Below are 16,437 nucleotides of genomic sequence, written 5' to 3'. Positions count from 1 at the left end.
GAGAGCCATGTCCGTCCACTATCACGAGCTGGCGGCCCCGCCCGCGGAGCGCAATTGGCGCCAGGCCATCGGACGCGGCTTGAGGGGGCGCTGCCCGAGTTGCGGCGAGGGCCGGCTGTTCCGCGCCTTCCTGAAGCCGGTCGCCAGCTGCGAAATCTGCGGCGAGGAACTGCATCACCAGCGTGCCGACGATCTGCCGCCCTATATCGTGATCACGATCGTCGGCCATATCGTCGTCGGCGGTCTCGTTCTGGTCGAGAAATTCGGCGACTGGTCGATGCAGATGCATATGTGGGTCTGGCCGCTGCTGACGGTGGTGCTGTGCCTCGGTCTGATGCAGCCGACGAAGGGCGCAGTGGTCGGCCTGCAATGGGCGCTACGCATGCATGGCTTCGGTGGTGCCGCGCCGGAGCCCGAACGTCAACCGGCATCGAACGAGATGGGCCGCCGATGAGCGATCACACCGTCACCCTGACCCAGGCCGAGCGCGTCCGCACGGCCACGAATCTGCGCCCGGCCGACGCCGCGACCATGCTGATTCTCGATCATTCCGGGCGCAAGCCGCGCGTGCTGATGGGCAAGCGCCATCCGAGCCACAAGTTCATGCCCGGGAAATACGTCTTCCCCGGCGGGCGGATCGATCCCGAGGATCGCCGCATGATCGCGGCCGGCGCCCTTCCCGGCCCCTGCGAGCAGCGCCTCGCGGCGCGCTGCGTGCGCCCGAGCGCCCAGCGCGGCCGGGCGCTGGCGCTGGCGGCGATCCGCGAGACCTTCGAGGAGACCGGGCTGCTCTTCGGCAGCGCCGAATACGGCGCGCCCGAGAATCCGCCGCCCGGCGTCTGGTCGGAATTCGCGTCGAAGGGCATCTTCCCCGATCTCGGCGCCGTGACATTCGTCGCCCGGGCAATCACGCCGCCGCGCCGGCCGAAGCGTTTCGACACCCGCTTCTTCACCGTCGACGCCAGCGCCGTTGCCGGCAAGGTCGAAGGCATCATCGGCCCCGATTCCGAGCTGGTCGACCTCGTCTCGGTGACCTTCGACGAGGCCCGCGAGCTCGACCTGCCGACCATCACCAAGGTGATCATCGCCGAGGTCGAGGAGCGGCTGAAGGCGGGATTCGGCGCGCATCTGCCGGTACCGTTCTATTGGGAGAAGCGCGGCAGCTTCGTGCGCGAGCAAATCTGAGCCGCAGGAGCGGAAAACGCCGGCCATTTCGCAGGCGAGCAGATACACGCCCGATATTCCTTGACTTGCAGGCGCCGATACGGCATTCCGGCGCCATCGGATTGCCGGGCTCGCCCGGCCCTTTTCTTTTTCATGCGCGGGTCGAGGACGGCCCCATCAGTTCGAGGGCTTCGCCATGGCCAAGGCCGTGACCATCAAGATCAAGCTCGTCTCGACGGCCGACACCGGGTTCTTCTATGTGACCAAGAAGAACTCGCGCACGATGACCGAAAAGATGTCGAAGAAGAAGTACGACCCCGTCGCGCGCAAGCACGTCGAGTTCAAGGAAACCAAGATCAAGTGATGCCATTAGGCATGACACATCGATCTTAGCCATAAAAACCGCCCTGATTTGGGGCGGTTTTTTCGTTTGGGGGCATCGTCACGGGTCGCGCCGGAACGCTCCCCGCCCCGCGCTATAACTTCCTTCTTCCAGGCCGCTTCATTTCCAGCTCCACTGCTGCAAGGATTTTCCACCTGTGCTTCCGCACGGCCATGCAGCCCCTCGGAGCGCGCAAAGCCCCCTACGGACAAGGTCAAACCGCTGGAAGCGCTCGTGGCGTTTTCGCCACTGCGAAAGAGACGGCTTCATCGTCAGGACGAGCCCGCGACGGGCGCGCGCCTGTAGACGATCGGGTTCCCGGCGGGCAATGTTCCGTCGCCTAGCGATGGAGGTCACGATTCGTCTCCGGCCGTTCCATGCCCTCCTGACCATGGCCTTGCTGGTCGCTTCGCCTGCCGCTGCTCAACAGACGCTACCGGCTGTGGACGGGCTCAGCGGCAAGGTGATGTTCATCCATGGCGGCACAGGCGGCGACAACTGGACCGGCCTGGAAGGCGCCGTAACCCTGCCGCTCGGACAGCGTTTCGGCCTGCAGCTGGATGGCGCGGCCGGTGGCCTGGACGGCTCTCTGGGGAAATCGGCGTTCTATGGCACGGGGGCGCATCTGTTCTGGCGCGATCCGTCGACGGGAATGGTTGGCGTCGAAGCCGGCTATGCGCGCCTCGACGCGGGCGGTGGGATCAACACTTATTCCCTCGGCATCGAGGCTGAGCGCTACTGGAACTCGATCACGCTGGCAGGCCTGGTCGGCCTCACCGATGCCAGTGGCGCGACCTATGCCACAGCGCTGCGCCATGATCTCGGCACGCATTTCGTGGCAGGCGCCAGCTTCACCTGGTATCCCGACGACAACTTGGCGTTGACGGCATCAGGAGCAGTCTCGGGTGGGCATGTGGTGGCAGGTCTTGGCATCGAATGGGCGCTCACGAGCACCAGATCGGCCCAGCCCAGCCTTTTTGCACGGGCCGCCCTGCATCAGGGCGGTGACGTGACCGCTCTGGCAGGCCTCAGCATCTATTTCGGAGGGCAGCCGAAGCCATTGATCCGGCGCCATCGGGAAGACGATCCGACCATCGGCAACGTCATGGGCGCCGGCATCAAGGGCGGCATTGGCTTCACCATCGGAGCGATCTGCAAGTTCCGGGCGCATGGTGACGACCCCTGCCATCGGCGTAACCATCCGCCGCGTCTCTAGCCGCGGCGCCTCGGACCAAAAGGTGGAATCCACCTTTCCGGACGAATCCGATGCGTAAGCAATGCGCCGGAGCGCAGCTTGGCAGGCCCGCATCATCCGAATGGCTGCGACCGTGATCCATCGCCAAAGCGGCCGATCACAGACTATGCCCTAGAGGAATTCTTCGCTTCCAGTTTTCGACGGTAGACTCTAGACTTGCCTGCTCCTGCAAGCCCCCTCGAAACGGGCGGCTTTTTGCATTTACGGCAGGCGTTTCTGCGAAAAGAACTCAGCTATTCGCAAGCGTGACATGTCCTCTGGCGCATCCGCGGCATCTTTCCTAATGTCGCGGCGCGTCCATCGCCCTGCTCTCTCGCCTGGAGCCCCGCCTTGCACGGCCCGCCCCCCGCCAAGACACGCCAGCCGGCCACCGGGCCACTGCGCCGCGTCCTACGCCTGATCGTCGAGGTCGATGAATCGCCCACCCGGCTGAACCGCATCCGGGCGGCGCTACTGCTGATCGGGCTGCTGACCGCCTTCGGCCTGCTCGGATACTGGCTGCCGACCCTGCTCGAGCGCGCCTGGCGCTGACTGCTGGCTGGAGGCCGCGCCTCCGTTCGGACGCGATTACGATGACCCATCTCATTGTTATCGCATCGGAGAGTTCCGAAGGACGGAGTCCACTTTTCGGTCCGATGCTATGGCGGTGCCGATAGTGGCCGGCCGGCGGCGGATCTGATGAGGCCAGATATCCCGCTACCGACCGGCCGAGCCCACCGGTTCCTCAGGAGATGCGGCGGAACCCGAGGTCCCGGGGGGCATTTCGCGGCGACAGCCTGTGGCTGGCGCCTGTCTGGAAACGACCCTACGCCGAAGCGACCGCGGATCAATCGTTTAGGGTTGATTCACCATTCTTCAGTATTTTTTAACCTTACCGGATAACCCTCGATATTTACCGTAAAAACTATAGTAAATACAAAACACTCAATACGTTCATGGATTTACCTGAGTCGACCGCAAGAAATCTTGCCGCAGGCTGGCGGCCGCCTCCGCACTTGCGATGTCCGCAATCGGTTCGTCGTCGACCATCCATCCGGCAATGAGGCGCCCGCCCGATCGGCACGGCTGCGGCGCAATGAGGCGATTTCGGTCGAGCCGATGATCAGCGTCGTCGGGCAGCGGCGGTTCACGCCGGCCCCGAGCTTCCCATGTCTCTCGGGTTCAGGCAGCCGCGGCGACGATCACGCGATTGCGGCCCGCGGCCTTGGCGAGATAGACCGCCTCGTCGGCTCGCTTCACCATTTCATTGGCGGATGGGTCGCCGGCGCGCCGGCAGGCGACGCCTATCGACACGGTGACCGGGATTTTGCGCGCACCGCCCTGGATCTCGAAGGCTTCGCCCTCGACCCGCTCGCGGATACGCTCGGCGACGGCACGCGCCGCCTCGAGCGTCGTGTCGGGCAGGACGACCACGATCTCCTCTCCGCCCATCCGCGCCACCAGATCGATACCGCGCGTGCAGGCGCGCACCCGGTCGGCGAACTCGCGCAGAACCTCGTCGCCGGCGTCGTGTCCCCAGCTGTCATTGATCGATTTGAAGCGGTCGACATCGAGCATGAGGACCGAGAGCGAGCGCGCCCGCAGCAGGGACTCGTCGAAGAGAACCGCGATCCGGCCGTCGAGATAGCGCCGGTTGTAGAGGCCGGTGAGCTGATCCATCACCGCCATTTCCATCGAGGACTGGACGCTGTCGCGCAAACGCTCGGCGAAGCGCTTGCGGCGGACCAGGGTGCGCGCGCGGGCCAGCAACTCGTTCCGGTCGATCGGCCTGACCAGGAAATCATGGGCGCCGATCTCGAGGCCGCGCAGGACGCGGCGGCGATCATCCGCCTCCCCGAGCACCAGAACCGAGAGATTGCGGGTGCTCTCGAGCGAGCGCAATTGGCTGCACAGGCGCAGCCCGTCATAGGATTGCAGGTCGAGGCTGACGAGCACGATCTCGAAATCGCCTTCGGCCGCGCGCGCCAGGGCGGCGTGCGCATCGGGTTCGGTCTCGATCGAATGAAAGGTCGAAAGCGCCTGCGTCAGCCGCTCGGCGATCAGCGGCCGATCCTCGATCAGGAGGATGCGGCCGTTGAGCCCGGTTTCCGCCGCCGCAGCGGCCAGCGGGTCGGCGATGCCGAGCCGGCGCGAGGCCAGCGCGCGCTGCCGCAACTCGTCGGTCACCGACTTCAGCCGGACCAGGCTGCGCACGCGCGCGAACAGGGCGGTGTCGTCGATCGGCTTGGTCAGGAAGTCGTCGGCGCCGGCATCGAGCCCCTTGAGCCGATCGCTCGGCTGGTCGAGCGCGGTCACCATCACCACCGGGATATGGGCGGTGGTCGGCCCGGTCTTCAGGCGCCGGCAGACCTCGAATCCGTTCATGCCCGGCATCATCACGTCGAGCAGCACGATGTCGGCTTCGCCGCGCTCGCAGATCGCCAGAGCGTCGATGCCGTTCGTCGCGGTCACCACGTCGAAATACTCGGCCGACAGCTTGGCGTCGAGCAGCTTCACATTGGCTGCGACGTCGTCGACGACCAGGACCCGGGCGGACATCGGCAGTGCCTTCCCGCTCAGGCCGCGCCGAGATAGGCGCGAACGGTCTCCAGGAACTTGCCCACCGAGATCGGCTTGGAGATGTAGGCCTCGCAGCCGCCATCGCGAATCCGCTCCTCGTCGCCCTTCATCGCAAAGGCCGTGACGGCGATCACCGGGATGCTCTTCAGGGTATCATCCTCCTTGATCCATTTCGTCACCTCCAGCCCCGAAACCTCCGGCAGCTGGATGTCCATCAGGATCAGATCGGGATGATGCGCCCGGGCGAGTTCGATCGCCTCGATGCCGTCGGCCGTCTTGAGCGTCGCATAGCCATGCGCCTCCAACAGGTCGTTGAAGAGCTTCATGTTGAGCTCATTGTCCTCGACGATCAGTACCGTCTTTGTCATTCCGCCCCCAGTCCGCCGCAGCACGGGTATCCGATGTTCCGGACTTCCCAAGTCGGCAGCCCCGTTCGATGATGAAGCTAGCACGCGAGCCGTTGACGAAACGCAAACCCATTAGCAGACACACCGAGCAAAACATCATGCCCCGCCCCATCACATTGCCGGAAGCCGAGACGCTCGCATTGCGCGCCCTCACCTTCCTGGCCGGCGAACCGGAGCGCCTGGAGCCTTTTCTCGCAGCGACCGGCCTCGGCCCGGCGACCCTGCGCTCTGCAGCGCAAGAACCCGGCTTCCTCCTCGGCGTCATCGACCATCTCTGTGCCAGCGAATCGCTGCTGCTCGAGTTTGCCGCCAATTTAGGCCTGAATCCGGACATTGTCGGCCAGGCGCGTGAGATTCTCGCCGGCCCGCCCGAAGTCTTCGAGCCGTGAGCAGCGCGCCCGCCGCGGCTGGAGCGGGGCGCGTACTCTGCCGCGATTGCCTGCGCGACCATGGCGAGGCGCCGCCCGCCGCACCGCTGCGGCGTTGCGCGGCCTGCGGCTCGCCCCGGCTGCTGCGGCATCCCGAGCGGGACGAGCTCCATCTCGCCCATATCGATTGCGACGCCTTCTACGCCGCGATCGAAAAGCGCGACGATCCGTCCCTGCTCGACAAGCCGGTGATCGTCGGCGGCGGCAAGCGCGGCGTCGTCTCGACCTGCTGCTACATCGCCCGCATGTCCGGCGTGCGCTCCGCCATGCCGATGTTCAAGGCCCTGCAGGCCTGCCCGGAAGCCGTGGTCATCAAGCCGGACATGGCGAAATATGTCGGCGTCGGCCGGCAGGTACGCCGGCTGATGCAGGAGCTGACCCCGCTGGTCGAACCGCTCTCGATCGACGAGGCCTTTCTCGATCTCGGCGGCACCGAGCGCCTGCACCACGCCAGCCCGGCACTGGTGCTCGCCCGCTTCCAGCGCCGTGTCGAGGGCGAGATCGGCATCACCGTCTCGGTCGGCCTGTCCTACGCCAAATTCCTCGCCAAGGTCGCCTCCGACCTCGACAAGCCGCGCGGCTTCTCGATCATCGGCCGGGCGGAAGCGGTGGCTTTCCTGGCTCCGAAACCGGTCGGGATGATTCCCGGCATCGGCCAGGCCGGCGTGGCGCGGCTGGCGCAGGCCGGCTTCCGTCGTATCGGCGACCTCGCCGCCGCCGAGGTCGAAACCCTCTACCGCACCATCGGCAAGGACGGGCCGCGCCTGCGCAATCTCGCCCGTGGCATCGATCCGCGCCAGGTCACGGTCGAGCACGAAGCCAAGACGGTCTCGACCGAGACGACGCTCGATGTCGACCTCGCCAGCTTCGAGGAGCTGGAGCCGATCCTCTGGCGGCTCTGCGAGAAGACCTCGAAGCGGTTGAAGGCGCAGGGTCTCGCCGGGCGCACGATCACGCTCAAGCTGAAGACCCAGGATTTCCACATCGTCACCCGCGCCTCGCGGCTGCCCGAGCCGACGCAGCTCGCCGCCCGCCTGTTCGCGGCCGGCCGCGACCTCCTGAAGCGTGAATGCACCGGCCCGCGCTACCGGCTGATCGGCATCGGTGCGAGCGACTTCTCCGATCCGGCCGATGCCGACCGCGGCGACCTCGCCGACACGCAGACGCCGCGCCTGAAAGCCGTCGAGAGCGCACTCGATGCGGTCCGCGCCCGCTTCGGCGATACCGCGATTGGCAAGGGCCTGTCGCTGCGCGACCGGCGCAGCCCTGCTTCCGGCCAGACTATTTCGAGCAGTCGCTCCCCGGCAGAAGATCCAGACGCGTGAGCGTGCCGCGCAGCGCGAAGGACCCATAGTCCAGCCGGATCGCACCGGTGACGCCGTTCTCGTAGAGCTCGAAGGCGACGGTATAGGCCGGCGTGGTCTCGCCCGAGCCGACCTTGAAATAGGAGATCGTCACCGGCCAGCGCGCCAGCTTCTCGAATTCCGGGCGCTGCAGCGGCGCTTCCCCCGGCTTGGCCTCGATCTTGCGGCCGATCACCGACAGCGTGTCATAGACGTCCTTGCCGCTGTTGGCACCGTCATAGAGGCGGACATTGAAGGTGGTCTGGCCCGCCCGCGCCGCCTTGATCACCGCCTTCATCTGTTCGTTCGGGAACATCGCCATCGCGGCTTCGCGGTGCGTCTCGGCCTTGGGCGCGCGCAGGCTCACCTCATAGCCGGCATCGCCCTTCTTCGCGGTGCCGTCGACCACGTCGGGCGGCGCGCCGGCTGTCGAGCTCTCGGTCTTGAAGCGGTAGCTCTTGGCGTCTCCTTCCTCGAAGCTCGTGGTGCGGGCATCGATGATGCGCGGACCGATCTCGCTGGTCAGCTCGGTGACCTGGCGGAAGGAAAGCGCATAGCCGTCGCAGGCATCCCCCGAGAAGTCGAAGGCGATGCGGCCACGCGCCGTGGTGATGTCGCGGGAGGGCTTGGTGCTGTCGAGGGTAAGATCGTAGATCGCGCGATGCGGCACCAGCACGACACGCTCGGCCGGAGCCTGCGCCTGCACCGCAGGCGCCAGCATGACGGCCAGCGCCGCGCCCGCGATCCCATAGCCGCAACGTTCCATGCCGAACCTCGATCCCGATTCTCGCCGCAGCGGCCAGAGCCGCCATCACTACAAATTAGGTGCACTGCGGCGATGGCGCAAACATGGCGCGAGGCTCGGCCCGGCACACGACGGGCACGCTTGCCCGGCTTGCGACCATCGGCCATGAAGGAGAGCCTGCCTTTGCCGGCCAACCCGAGAGAACCGCGATGAACGCCATCGACACCAAGCTCGCCGCCCTCGGCATCACCCTGCCGGCGCCGGCCGCGCCGGTCGCAAACTATGTGCCCTATGTCATCACCGGCAATCTGCTGGTGATCTCCGGCCAGCTCTGCTTCGGGCTCGACGGCAAGCTCTCCGACGCGCACAAGGGCAAGCTCGGCGCCGAGATCTTCAACGAGGCCGGACTCGAGGCGGCCAGGCTCTGCGCCATCAACGTCCTGGCCCAGGCCAAGGCGGCGCTCGGCGGCGATCTCGGAAAGATCAAGCGCTGCGTCCGCCTCGGCGGCTTCATCAACGCCACCCCGCATTTCTCCGCCCTGCCCGCGATCATGAACGGCGCCTCCGACCTGATGGTCGAGGTGCTCGGCGATGCCGGTCGCCATGCCCGCTCCACCGTCGGCGTCGCCAACCTGCCGGCCGATGCCGCCGTCGAGGTCGAAGCGATGTTCGAGATCGCCTGATGCGCGCAGAGCCCTGGCTGACCGCCCGTCCGATCGCCCATCGCGGACTGCACGATCTCGCGAGCGGCGTGATCGAGAACTCCCTGTCGGCGGCGCAGGCCGCCATCGCGGGCGGCTTCGCCATCGAATGCGATGTCCAGCTCAGCGCCGACGAGGAGGCGCTGGTCTTCCACGACTTCACTCTGGACCGGCTGACTGGCGAGACCGGGCGTGTCGATGCCCGCAAGGCGGCCGAGCTTTCCGGCATCGGACTTAAGGGCTCCGGCGACAGGATCCCGACGCTCACCGGCTTCCTCGATGCGATCGGCGGCAGGACGCCGCTGGTGATCGAGATCAAGAGCCGCTTCGACGGCGATCTGCGCCTGGCGAAGCGCACCGCCGAGATCGTCGCCGGGCACAAGGACCGGCCGATCGTGCTGAAATCCTTCGATCCAGTGATCGTCGCGGCATTGCGCGAGCTGGCACCGGACTTCGCCCGCGGTATCGTCGCGATGAACGCCTATGAATATGGCGACTATGTCCATCTCACGCCGGCCCAGAAGCACGCCCTCGCCAATCTCCTGCATTTCGGGGAAAGCCAGCCTGACTTCGTCTCCTGGAAGGTCGCGGACCTGCCGACCGCCGCACCCTTCCTCTGCCGCAAGGCGCTCGGCCTGCCGCTGATGAGCTGGACCGTGCGCACGCCGGAAGATCGGCTCCGCGCCGCCGAGCATGCCGACCAGATGGTCTTCGAGGGCTTCCGCCCTTGAGCGAAACCGGTCCGCACGGGGGCCTCACCGTCCGCGTCACGACCTCGCTGAAAGGCGTCCCGGCCGCCGACTGGGACGCCTGCGCCAATCCCGGCGCCGCCGCGAAGCTTGAATCAACCTCTCAGCCAGCGGATTCATTTTCTCAGCAAGACCCTGACAACCCATTCATTTCCTACGCTTTTCTGCGTGCCCTGGAAGAGAGCGGCTGCGTTGGCGGGCGCACCGGCTGGTCACCGGCCTATCTGCTGGTCGAAGACGGGGCGGGCCGACTGATCGCCGCGGCGCCCTCCTTCGTGAAGGGCCACAGCCAAGGCGAATACGTCTTCGACCATAGCTGGGCCGAAGCCTATATGCGCGCCGGCGGCCGCTACTATCCGAAGGTCCAGGTCGCCGCCCCCTTCACGCCCGCCAACGGCCCGCGCCTGCTCGTCGCTCCTGGCGCGCAGGCGAACGCAGCGCGCGAGGCGCTGATCGCCGGCCTGGAAGCCGTGAGGGAGCAGGTCCGCGGCTCCTCCGTGCACGTCACCTTCGCGCAGGAAAGGGACATGGCGGCGCTGCTGGAGGCCGGCTATCTCGAACGTCACGACATCCAGTTCCATTGGCGGAACGAGGGCTTTGCCAGCTATGACGACTTCCTCGCCCTCCTCGCCTCGCGCAAGCGCAAGGCGCTGAAGCGCGAGCGGCGCGATGCGCTCTCCGCCGGCATCGAGGTTTCGGTACTTTCGGGCTCGGACCTGACCGAGAGCGTCTGGGACGATTTCCACGCCTTCTACGAGGACACCGGCTCGCGCAAATGGGGCCGGCCCTATCTCAACCGCCGCTTCTTCTCGGAGATCGGCCAGAGCATGGGCGAGCGCGTCGTGCTGATGCTGGCGCGCCGGGCCGGGCGCAACATCGCCGGCGCCATCAATTTCCGCGGCGGCAACACGCTCTATGGCCGCAACTGGGGTTGCATCGAGGATCACCCCTTCCTGCATTTCGAGCTCTGCTACCACCAGGCCATCGACTATGCGATCGCGCACAAGCTCGTGCGTGTCGAGGCCGGCGCCCAGGGCGAGCACAAGCTGGCGCGCGGCTACCGGCCGGTGATCACACGCTCTGCCCATTTCCTCGCCGATCCCGGCCTGGCGCGTGCCGTCGCCGCCTATCTGCCCGGCGAGCGCCGCGAGATCGCCGCCGCGAAGCTGGCGCTCGAAGCCGAACTGCCCTTCAGATCCGGAGCCGACCTTGCCGACTGAGTTCTGCAGCGACGATACGCTGGGCTACCGCCGCAGCCTGACCGACTTCTCCTCACCGCTGGCGCTCGACGAGAGCTACCGCCTCGCCCATCTGCCTTTGCTGGCGCCCGAGCATCCACGGGTGATCCCGCGGCTCGACGATCGCGGCTACGAAATGGGCCGCCATGCCGAGATCTTCTCGCTGGTGATGCCGGTTCCGGAAGACGCACCGGGCGCTTCGCCGGCCTGGCGCGCGCTCGAGGCCGAGCTGCGCGCCGGCCCCTTCGCCGGCAAGATCGCCTGGGACCTGCTGCCGAAGCGCGCCGCACGCCTGCACGCCACCATCGTCGGTTCGCTCGGCCGGAGCGAGCGTCCCGTGATCGCTCCGGAGATCCGCGCCCGGCTTGCCGCCATCGCGCCCTTCGAGGTCGAATTGCGCGGCCTGTTCTCCGGCAACGTCAATCGTGGGCGGCTCTATCTGCGCGCCTATCCGCAGCAGGCGCCGGGCCTCAACCCGTTCCAGCAGATCCAGCAGGCCTTCGGTCGCCCGGCCGGCGACCTCTACCTCCTCGGCTACTACAACCTGATCGACGATCTCGACCCGCAGGAGACGCGAGCCCTCGCCGCGCTGCTGGCGCGCTGGTGGGACAGGCCGCTGCTACGCCTGCGGGTCGACGCGCTCTGGCTGATGGGCGCCAGCGACGATCTCGTGCTCGATAGCCGGATCACCGAGACGCTGCCGCTCGGCGGCGCGCCCATCGCTTGACCTCAGGCCTCCCTCAGCCCCAGCTTCACTCGCCAGATACGGGAACCACCGCCATGATCGCCTACGACCAGAACAACATCTTCGCCAAGATCCTGCGCGGCGAATTGCCGGCCCACCGCGTCTATGAGGACGACAAGGCGCTGGCCTTCCTCGACATCATGCCGCGCGCGCCCGGCCACACCCTGATCATCCCGAAGAACCCGGCCCGCAACCTGCTCGATGTCGCGCCGGCCGATCTCGCCCATGTCGCCCAGGTTTCGCAACGCATCGCCCGGGCCGGGATGAAGGCTTTCGCGGCGGACGGGATCACGGTGCAGCAGTTCAACGAGAGCGCCGGCGGTCAGGTCGTCTTCCATCTTCATGTCCACGTCATCCCGCGCCATGACGGCATCGCGATGAAGCCGCCGGCGAGCGTGATGGCCAAGCCCGAGGAGCTGACCGAGGCCGCCGAGAAGCTCCGCGCCGCGCTCAAGGACGCCTGACCCGAAAAAATTTCGCGGCGCATGTCACGCGCCCGCACGCTGCCTCGTCCTGGTCTGCATCAGCCAATGATGGAGACCAGGATGACCCAACGCCTCAACGCCTTCCAGGCCGCCCCCGACGCCTACGCGGCCATGCGCGGCCTGCAGGACTATGTGAACCAGTCGCCGCTGGAACATAGCCTCCAGGAGCTGGTGAAGATCCGCGCCTCGCAGCTCAACCGCTGCGCCTATTGCCTGCACATGCACATGGCCGATGCGCGCAAGGCCGGCGAGAGCGAGGCTCGCATCACCCTGCTCAGCGCCTGGGAAGAATCAGAGCTCTACACCCCGCGTGAGCGCGCCGCCCTGCGCTGGACCGAGGAGCTGACAAGGCTCACCGAGCGCAGCCCGAGCGACGAGGCCTTCGCCGAACTGCGCGAGCATTTCAGCGAGAAGGAGATCGTCGATCTCTCCGTCGCCATCGGCATGATCAATGTCTGGAACCGGATCAATGCCGGCTTCCGCACCCGCCATCCGCAGGATCGTCGCCGCGAGACAGCCGGGGCTTGAGCGGCACTCGTACAGCCGGCCGGGCGCGGCTTCGCACCGGCCGGGCTTTTCCCTCCTGCGGAGATCCCGCCATGACCAAGCGCCTGAACCCCTATGTCGCCGCGCCCGACACCATGAAGCCGCTGATCGCGCTCGAAGCGACGCTCAAGGAGAGCGGGCTCGAACACGGCCTGATCCATCTGGTGAAGATGCGGGCCTCGCAGATCAATGGCTGCGCCTATTGCCTGCACATGCACTCCGCCGACGCGATGAAAGAGGGCGAGAGCCCGGCGCGACTCTTCCTGCTCGACGCCTGGCACGAGTCGGCGCTCTATAGCCCGCGCGAGCGCGCCGCCCTCGCCTGGACCGACGCGCTGACGCTGGTCTCGCAGACCCACGCGCCGGACGAGGTCTATGAAGAGGTGCAGCGCCATTTCAGCCCGGAGGAAACGGTGAAGCTCACCATGCTGATCGCCACGATCAACAGCTGGAACCGCATCGCCATCGGCTTCCGCTCGGCCCATCCGAACGACCGGGCGGTCGTGGCCTGAGGACGGAACCCGCGATGACCTCAGCGCCTGCCACCGACCCGTTCGACAGCCATCGCCGCTTCCTGACCCGCCTCGCCTATCGCATGCTCGGTTCGGTCAGCGATGCCGAGGATATCGTGCAGGAGGCCTGGCTGCGCTGGCGCGAGAGCGAGCGGGCAGAGATCGCACAGCCGCGCGCCTTCCTGGCGCGCATCGTGACGCGGCTCTGCCTCGACCAGATGAAATCGGCCCGCAGCCGCCGCGAGTTCTATGTCGGCTCCTGGCTGCCGGAACCGCTGGTCGAGGCGCTCGGCGGCGAGGTCCCGGCCGATGCCGGGCTCGATGCGCCGATCGCGCTGATGCTGGCGCTCGAGCGGCTCTCCCCGCTCGAGCGAGCCGCCTTCCTGCTGCACGACATTTTCGAGATGGATTTCGCCGAGATCGCCCGCACCATCGACCGCAGCGAGAGCGCCTGCCGCCAGCTCGCCAAGCGGGCGCGCGAGCATGTCCGCATCGACATGCCGCCGCGCAACAAGGTCGACCCGGTCGAGGCGAAGCGCTTCGTCGACGCCTTCTTCAAGGCGGCCCACAAGGCCGATCCGAGTGATCTCCAAGCCCTGCTCGCGCAGGATGTCGCCTTCCACAGCGATGGCGGCGGCAAGGTTCTGGCGGTGATCAACCCGCTCTACGGCATCGACCGGGTCTCGCGCTTCTTCGCCGGCATCAACGCCAAGCTCGCCCACCGCAACAAGCCGACCACGCTGTTCAAGCCGGTGCTGATCAACGGCCTGCCCGGCTATCTCAGCCTCGAACGCGGCGAGACCCTGCAGGCGACCGCGCTCGATATCCGCGACGGGCGCGTCCAGGCGATCTACATCGTGCGCAATCCCGACAAGCTCAGGCATCTCGACCTGTCGGACGCATAGGACAGATGCCGATCAACTTTCACCGTCATTCCGGCTGGCGCGAAGCGAAACGCCGGAATCCATTCTGGGGCTCCGGTGCTCCAGCCTCGCTCACGACCCGAGCCGAGCCAGCGTCTCCGGAACGAGGAGAGCGCTAGCCCTCAAGCGCCTCGATCATCGCGACCCGCGTCGCATGGCGGCCACCCTCGAATTCGGCCGAGAGGAAGGCGTCGACGATATCGAGCGCGAGCCCCTCGCCGACCACGCGCGCACCGAGCGAGAGCATGTTGGCGTCGTTGTGCTGTCGGATCATCCGGGCTGAAAACGTGTCGGCGCAGACGCCGCAACGAATGCCCTTCACCTTGTTCGCCGCCATCATGATGCCCTGGCCGGTGCCGCACAGAATGATGCCGAACCGGCACTCGCCGGAGGCGACGAGCCGCGCCGCCGCCTCGCCATGCCTGGGATAGGGCGTGCTTTCCGGGCTCGATGGTCCGATGTCGACCACCACCCAGCCCAGTGCCGCGAGATGAGCGGCGATGGCCTGCCGGAACTGGATCGCGGCATGATCGCTGGAAAGCACGATGCGATTGCTGGCTTACATGGAGAACGCGTCCCGGTTTCGGAGGGCGGTGCGGCTTCATGGCTGAAACCGGTTGTGTTGCAGGGCGGCGGATCATCGGTCCGCGCTCGCCGAGACAAGTGGCGATGCCGCACTATATCAGCCACCAGGCCCCGCCGATCAGCACCGCCTCGGCCGCGACCACCGCCAGCATCACCCTGCGATTGGTCAAGCGCACGATCGCGACCGGGACAGCGATCGCGGCAAGGCGGACGAGCAGCGGCACATCGGCCAGCACGCCGGGCGGTGTCAGCATCAGCTTGGCGACGACGCCTGCTAGCAGCGCCGTCGCGACCAGCCGCACCCATTCGAGCCAGGGCGAGCCGTCGTCGAGGCGACGCGCGAAGGCGACCGCGAGCCAGCGCCACATCTCGGTCGGGATCACCGCGAAGAGCAGCAGCGCCAGATAGGGCCACCAGGGACCGTCGAGAAAAGCGATCGGCGCCGTCATGTCCCGGCCTTTGCGCCTGCCATCGCACGACGACGCCAGCGCTGCACCGCGAAGGCGATCGTCCCGCCGACGAGGCCGGCGGCGAGCAGATCGAAGCCGCCGCCGATCGCCCAGCTCGCCACCGGCGACAGCGCGAGGCCGAGAAAGATGGCGAGCCCGTCGCCGAAGCCACGCACCCCGACCGTCAGCGATGTCATGAAGAAGATCGGCGACAGGGCGAGAAGTCCGGCCGCGATGGGAATCGGCACCGCGCCGGCGAGATAGTAGCCGGCATAGGTGCAGAGCGCCGAGACAAGGATCAGCGCATTGGCGAAGCCGAGGAAATAGCTCGGCCGCTGCTCCGGCGGCAGTGCCGGCAGGCGGCGCAGCGCCTCGGTCCAGGCGGTGACGGCGACATAGTGCGAGAGCAGGATCTGCATGCCGACGCCCTGCCCCGGCCGGCGCAGCAGCGGCAGGAGCGCGATCGTCATCGGCAGGAAGCGCAGGGAGGCAAAACCGATCGCCAGCGCGATCGCGCTCCAGGCGGCTCCGGCCGCGATCGAAGCGAAGAACAGCACCTGCGACGGCCCGGCCCAGACCAGCAGGGTCGACAGCACCGCCACCTCGACGGGGTATCCGACATCGCGCGCCAGCGAGCCGACGCCGACCAGGCCGAGGCCGACGACCCAGGCCGGCAGCATCAGCGCGTCGCGGAAGCCGATCAACGCCGGGCGCAGCCACTGCCAGCGGCCAGCCGAACTCATGCGGACACCGCGCCGGAGCCCGGCCGGCTCGGCGCTCGCGCGCGCGTCGAGAGCTGCGGCTCGGGAGAAGGTTGACTCATGGATGCTCGAAGAACCGGACATGCGCAGGCCGGGCCGGCCAGCGAGGAATGCTTAATGCGCATTCCCGCCACGGCGGGGCAGAGGCCTTGCCGCGCTTCGGGCCTGCGCCGGGCGCAAGCGACGGCGCGGTCAGAAGCTCTTCAGCGCCAGCCCGAGCAGTTCGTTCCCGAAGTCGACGATCTCCTTCGGCACGCCGCCGACGGCCTGATAGGCGAGCCAACCCAGATAGAAGAATGCCGGGACCAGGATCCAGCCCAGCACTTCCTCGAAGACGATGCGGCGCCGGCGGCGGCGGGCGCGCTTCTCGAACCAGCCGAGCTTCTCCTTCGGCGCGGCGGCGGCCACTGCCGTAGCCGTGGCTTCACCATCCTGCGCCCATGCGCTCTCGGATTTGCGT

At 67.1% G+C, this 16,437-nt stretch carries 22 protein-coding genes; 15 read left to right on the top strand and 7 right to left on the bottom strand.

The window, feature by feature from the left end; all coding sequences use genetic code 11:
* The first annotated feature begins 7 nt into the window (after positions 1-7).
* The 5 genes from J0J10_RS21020 (at position 8) to J0J10_RS21000 (ending at position 3,332) form a co-directional block, all read left to right on the top strand.
* Positions 8-454 carry a DUF983 domain-containing protein gene (locus J0J10_RS21020; protein WP_291648887.1) on the top strand — a complete coding sequence of 149 codons (447 nt, stop codon included), beginning with the start codon at positions 8-10 and terminating at the stop codon, positions 452-454.
* Positions 451-1,185 carry an NUDIX hydrolase gene (locus tag J0J10_RS21015; RefSeq protein ID WP_291648885.1) on the top strand — a complete coding sequence of 245 codons (735 nt, stop codon included), beginning with the start codon at positions 451-453 and terminating at the stop codon, positions 1,183-1,185. Before J0J10_RS21020 ends, J0J10_RS21015 begins: the two co-directional genes overlap by 4 nt.
* Positions 1,186-1,360: 175 nt before the next feature.
* On the top strand, positions 1,361-1,528 hold the full coding sequence (rpmG, locus tag J0J10_RS21010) for a 50S ribosomal protein L33 (RefSeq protein WP_291639343.1): 168 nt from the start codon (positions 1,361-1,363) through the stop codon (positions 1,526-1,528).
* Positions 1,529-1,892: 364 nt separating this feature from the next.
* On the top strand, positions 1,893-2,762 hold the full coding sequence (locus tag J0J10_RS21005; protein ID WP_291648883.1) for a hypothetical protein: 870 nt from the start codon (positions 1,893-1,895) through the stop codon (positions 2,760-2,762).
* Positions 2,763-3,131: 369 nt separating this feature from the next.
* Positions 3,132-3,332, top strand: a complete 201-nt coding sequence (locus J0J10_RS21000) for a hypothetical protein (RefSeq protein WP_291648882.1) — start codon at positions 3,132-3,134, stop codon at positions 3,330-3,332.
* Positions 3,333-3,962: 630 nt separating this feature from the next.
* Here the strand turns inward: J0J10_RS21000 and J0J10_RS20995 are convergent.
* Together J0J10_RS20995 and J0J10_RS20990 are read right to left on the bottom strand one after the other, a co-directional pair.
* Positions 3,963-5,339, bottom strand: coding sequence for a PleD family two-component system response regulator (locus tag J0J10_RS20995; RefSeq protein WP_291639335.1), 1,377 nt, complete (start codon positions 5,337-5,339; stop codon positions 3,963-3,965).
* Positions 5,340-5,356: 17 nt separating this feature from the next.
* Positions 5,357-5,728 carry a response regulator gene (locus tag J0J10_RS20990; protein ID WP_291648881.1) on the bottom strand — a complete coding sequence of 124 codons (372 nt, stop codon included), beginning with the start codon at positions 5,726-5,728 and terminating at the stop codon, positions 5,357-5,359.
* A gap of 68 nt (positions 5,729-5,796) precedes the next feature.
* Here J0J10_RS20990 and J0J10_RS20985 point away from each other — a divergent pair, with 68 nt between their 5' ends.
* On the top strand, positions 5,797-6,156 hold the full coding sequence (locus J0J10_RS20985; protein ID WP_291648880.1) for a DUF3572 domain-containing protein: 360 nt from the start codon (positions 5,797-5,799) through the stop codon (positions 6,154-6,156).
* The gene (locus J0J10_RS20980; RefSeq protein ID WP_291648878.1) at positions 6,153-7,520 is read left to right on the top strand and encodes a DNA polymerase IV; all 1,368 of its coding nucleotides are present in this window, start codon (positions 6,153-6,155) and stop codon (positions 7,518-7,520) included. The genes J0J10_RS20985 and J0J10_RS20980 overlap by 4 nt, the downstream gene beginning before the upstream one ends.
* On the opposite strand, the gene J0J10_RS20975 is transcribed toward J0J10_RS20980, so the two are convergent.
* Positions 7,477-8,304 (bottom strand): cell envelope integrity EipB family protein, encoded by an 828-nt coding sequence (locus tag J0J10_RS20975; protein WP_291648876.1) that lies wholly within the window; start codon positions 8,302-8,304, stop codon positions 7,477-7,479. The genes J0J10_RS20980 and J0J10_RS20975 overlap by 44 nt on opposite strands.
* Positions 8,305-8,492: 188 nt before the next feature.
* Between J0J10_RS20975 and J0J10_RS20970 the strand changes: the two genes are divergently transcribed.
* The 8 genes from J0J10_RS20970 (at position 8,493) to J0J10_RS20935 (ending at position 14,164) form a co-directional block, all read left to right on the top strand.
* Positions 8,493-8,966: a RidA family protein gene (locus J0J10_RS20970; protein ID WP_291648874.1), complete on the top strand. Its 474-nt coding sequence runs from the start codon at positions 8,493-8,495 to the stop codon at positions 8,964-8,966.
* Complete coding sequence (locus J0J10_RS20965) at positions 8,966-9,715, top strand: glycerophosphodiester phosphodiesterase family protein (RefSeq protein ID WP_291648872.1); 750 nt, start codon at positions 8,966-8,968, stop codon at positions 9,713-9,715. Before J0J10_RS20970 ends, J0J10_RS20965 begins: the two co-directional genes overlap by 1 nt.
* Positions 9,712-10,953 (top strand): GNAT family N-acetyltransferase, encoded by a 1,242-nt coding sequence (locus J0J10_RS20960; RefSeq protein ID WP_291648870.1) that lies wholly within the window; start codon positions 9,712-9,714, stop codon positions 10,951-10,953. Before J0J10_RS20965 ends, J0J10_RS20960 begins: the two co-directional genes overlap by 4 nt.
* On the top strand, positions 10,943-11,698 hold the full coding sequence (locus J0J10_RS20955; RefSeq protein WP_291648868.1) for a 2'-5' RNA ligase family protein: 756 nt from the start codon (positions 10,943-10,945) through the stop codon (positions 11,696-11,698). The genes J0J10_RS20960 and J0J10_RS20955 overlap by 11 nt, the downstream gene beginning before the upstream one ends.
* A gap of 53 nt (positions 11,699-11,751) precedes the next feature.
* Positions 11,752-12,180 carry an HIT family protein gene (locus J0J10_RS20950; RefSeq protein WP_291648867.1) on the top strand — a complete coding sequence of 143 codons (429 nt, stop codon included), beginning with the start codon at positions 11,752-11,754 and terminating at the stop codon, positions 12,178-12,180.
* A gap of 81 nt (positions 12,181-12,261) precedes the next feature.
* A complete protein-coding gene (locus J0J10_RS20945; protein ID WP_291639312.1) occupies positions 12,262-12,729 on the top strand; it encodes a carboxymuconolactone decarboxylase family protein in 468 nt (155 codons plus the stop codon).
* 71 nt (positions 12,730-12,800) lie between these two features.
* A complete protein-coding gene (locus J0J10_RS20940) occupies positions 12,801-13,259 on the top strand; it encodes a carboxymuconolactone decarboxylase family protein (protein ID WP_291639310.1) in 459 nt (152 codons plus the stop codon).
* A gap of 14 nt (positions 13,260-13,273) precedes the next feature.
* Complete coding sequence (locus tag J0J10_RS20935) at positions 13,274-14,164, top strand: sigma-70 family RNA polymerase sigma factor (protein ID WP_291648865.1); 891 nt, start codon at positions 13,274-13,276, stop codon at positions 14,162-14,164.
* A 133-nt stretch (positions 14,165-14,297) separates the two neighbouring features.
* On the opposite strand, the gene rpiB is transcribed toward J0J10_RS20935, so the two are convergent.
* The 4 genes from rpiB to J0J10_RS20915 form a co-directional block, all read right to left on the bottom strand.
* Entirely contained in the window at positions 14,298-14,729 is a 432-nt protein-coding gene (gene rpiB, locus J0J10_RS20930; protein ID WP_366825961.1) for a ribose 5-phosphate isomerase B, read from the bottom strand.
* A 130-nt stretch (positions 14,730-14,859) separates the two neighbouring features.
* Positions 14,860-15,216 (bottom strand): AzlD domain-containing protein, encoded by a 357-nt coding sequence (locus J0J10_RS20925; protein WP_291639305.1) that lies wholly within the window; start codon positions 15,214-15,216, stop codon positions 14,860-14,862.
* Entirely contained in the window at positions 15,213-15,959 is a 747-nt protein-coding gene (locus tag J0J10_RS20920; RefSeq protein WP_291648861.1) for an AzlC family ABC transporter permease, read from the bottom strand. The genes J0J10_RS20925 and J0J10_RS20920 overlap by 4 nt, the downstream gene beginning before the upstream one ends.
* Positions 15,960-16,169: 210 nt before the next feature.
* On the bottom strand, positions 16,170-16,385 hold the full coding sequence (locus J0J10_RS20915; protein ID WP_291639300.1) for a hypothetical protein: 216 nt from the start codon (positions 16,383-16,385) through the stop codon (positions 16,170-16,172).
* Positions 16,386-16,437: the final 52 nt, after the last annotated feature.

The sequence above is a fragment of the Allobosea sp. genome (genome assembly GCF_017308075.1).
GTDB lineage: Bacteria > Pseudomonadota > Alphaproteobacteria > Rhizobiales > Beijerinckiaceae > Allobosea.
The sequence above is the reverse complement of the archived record's forward strand: the minus strand, read 5'-3'. Positions and strand labels throughout refer to the sequence as shown.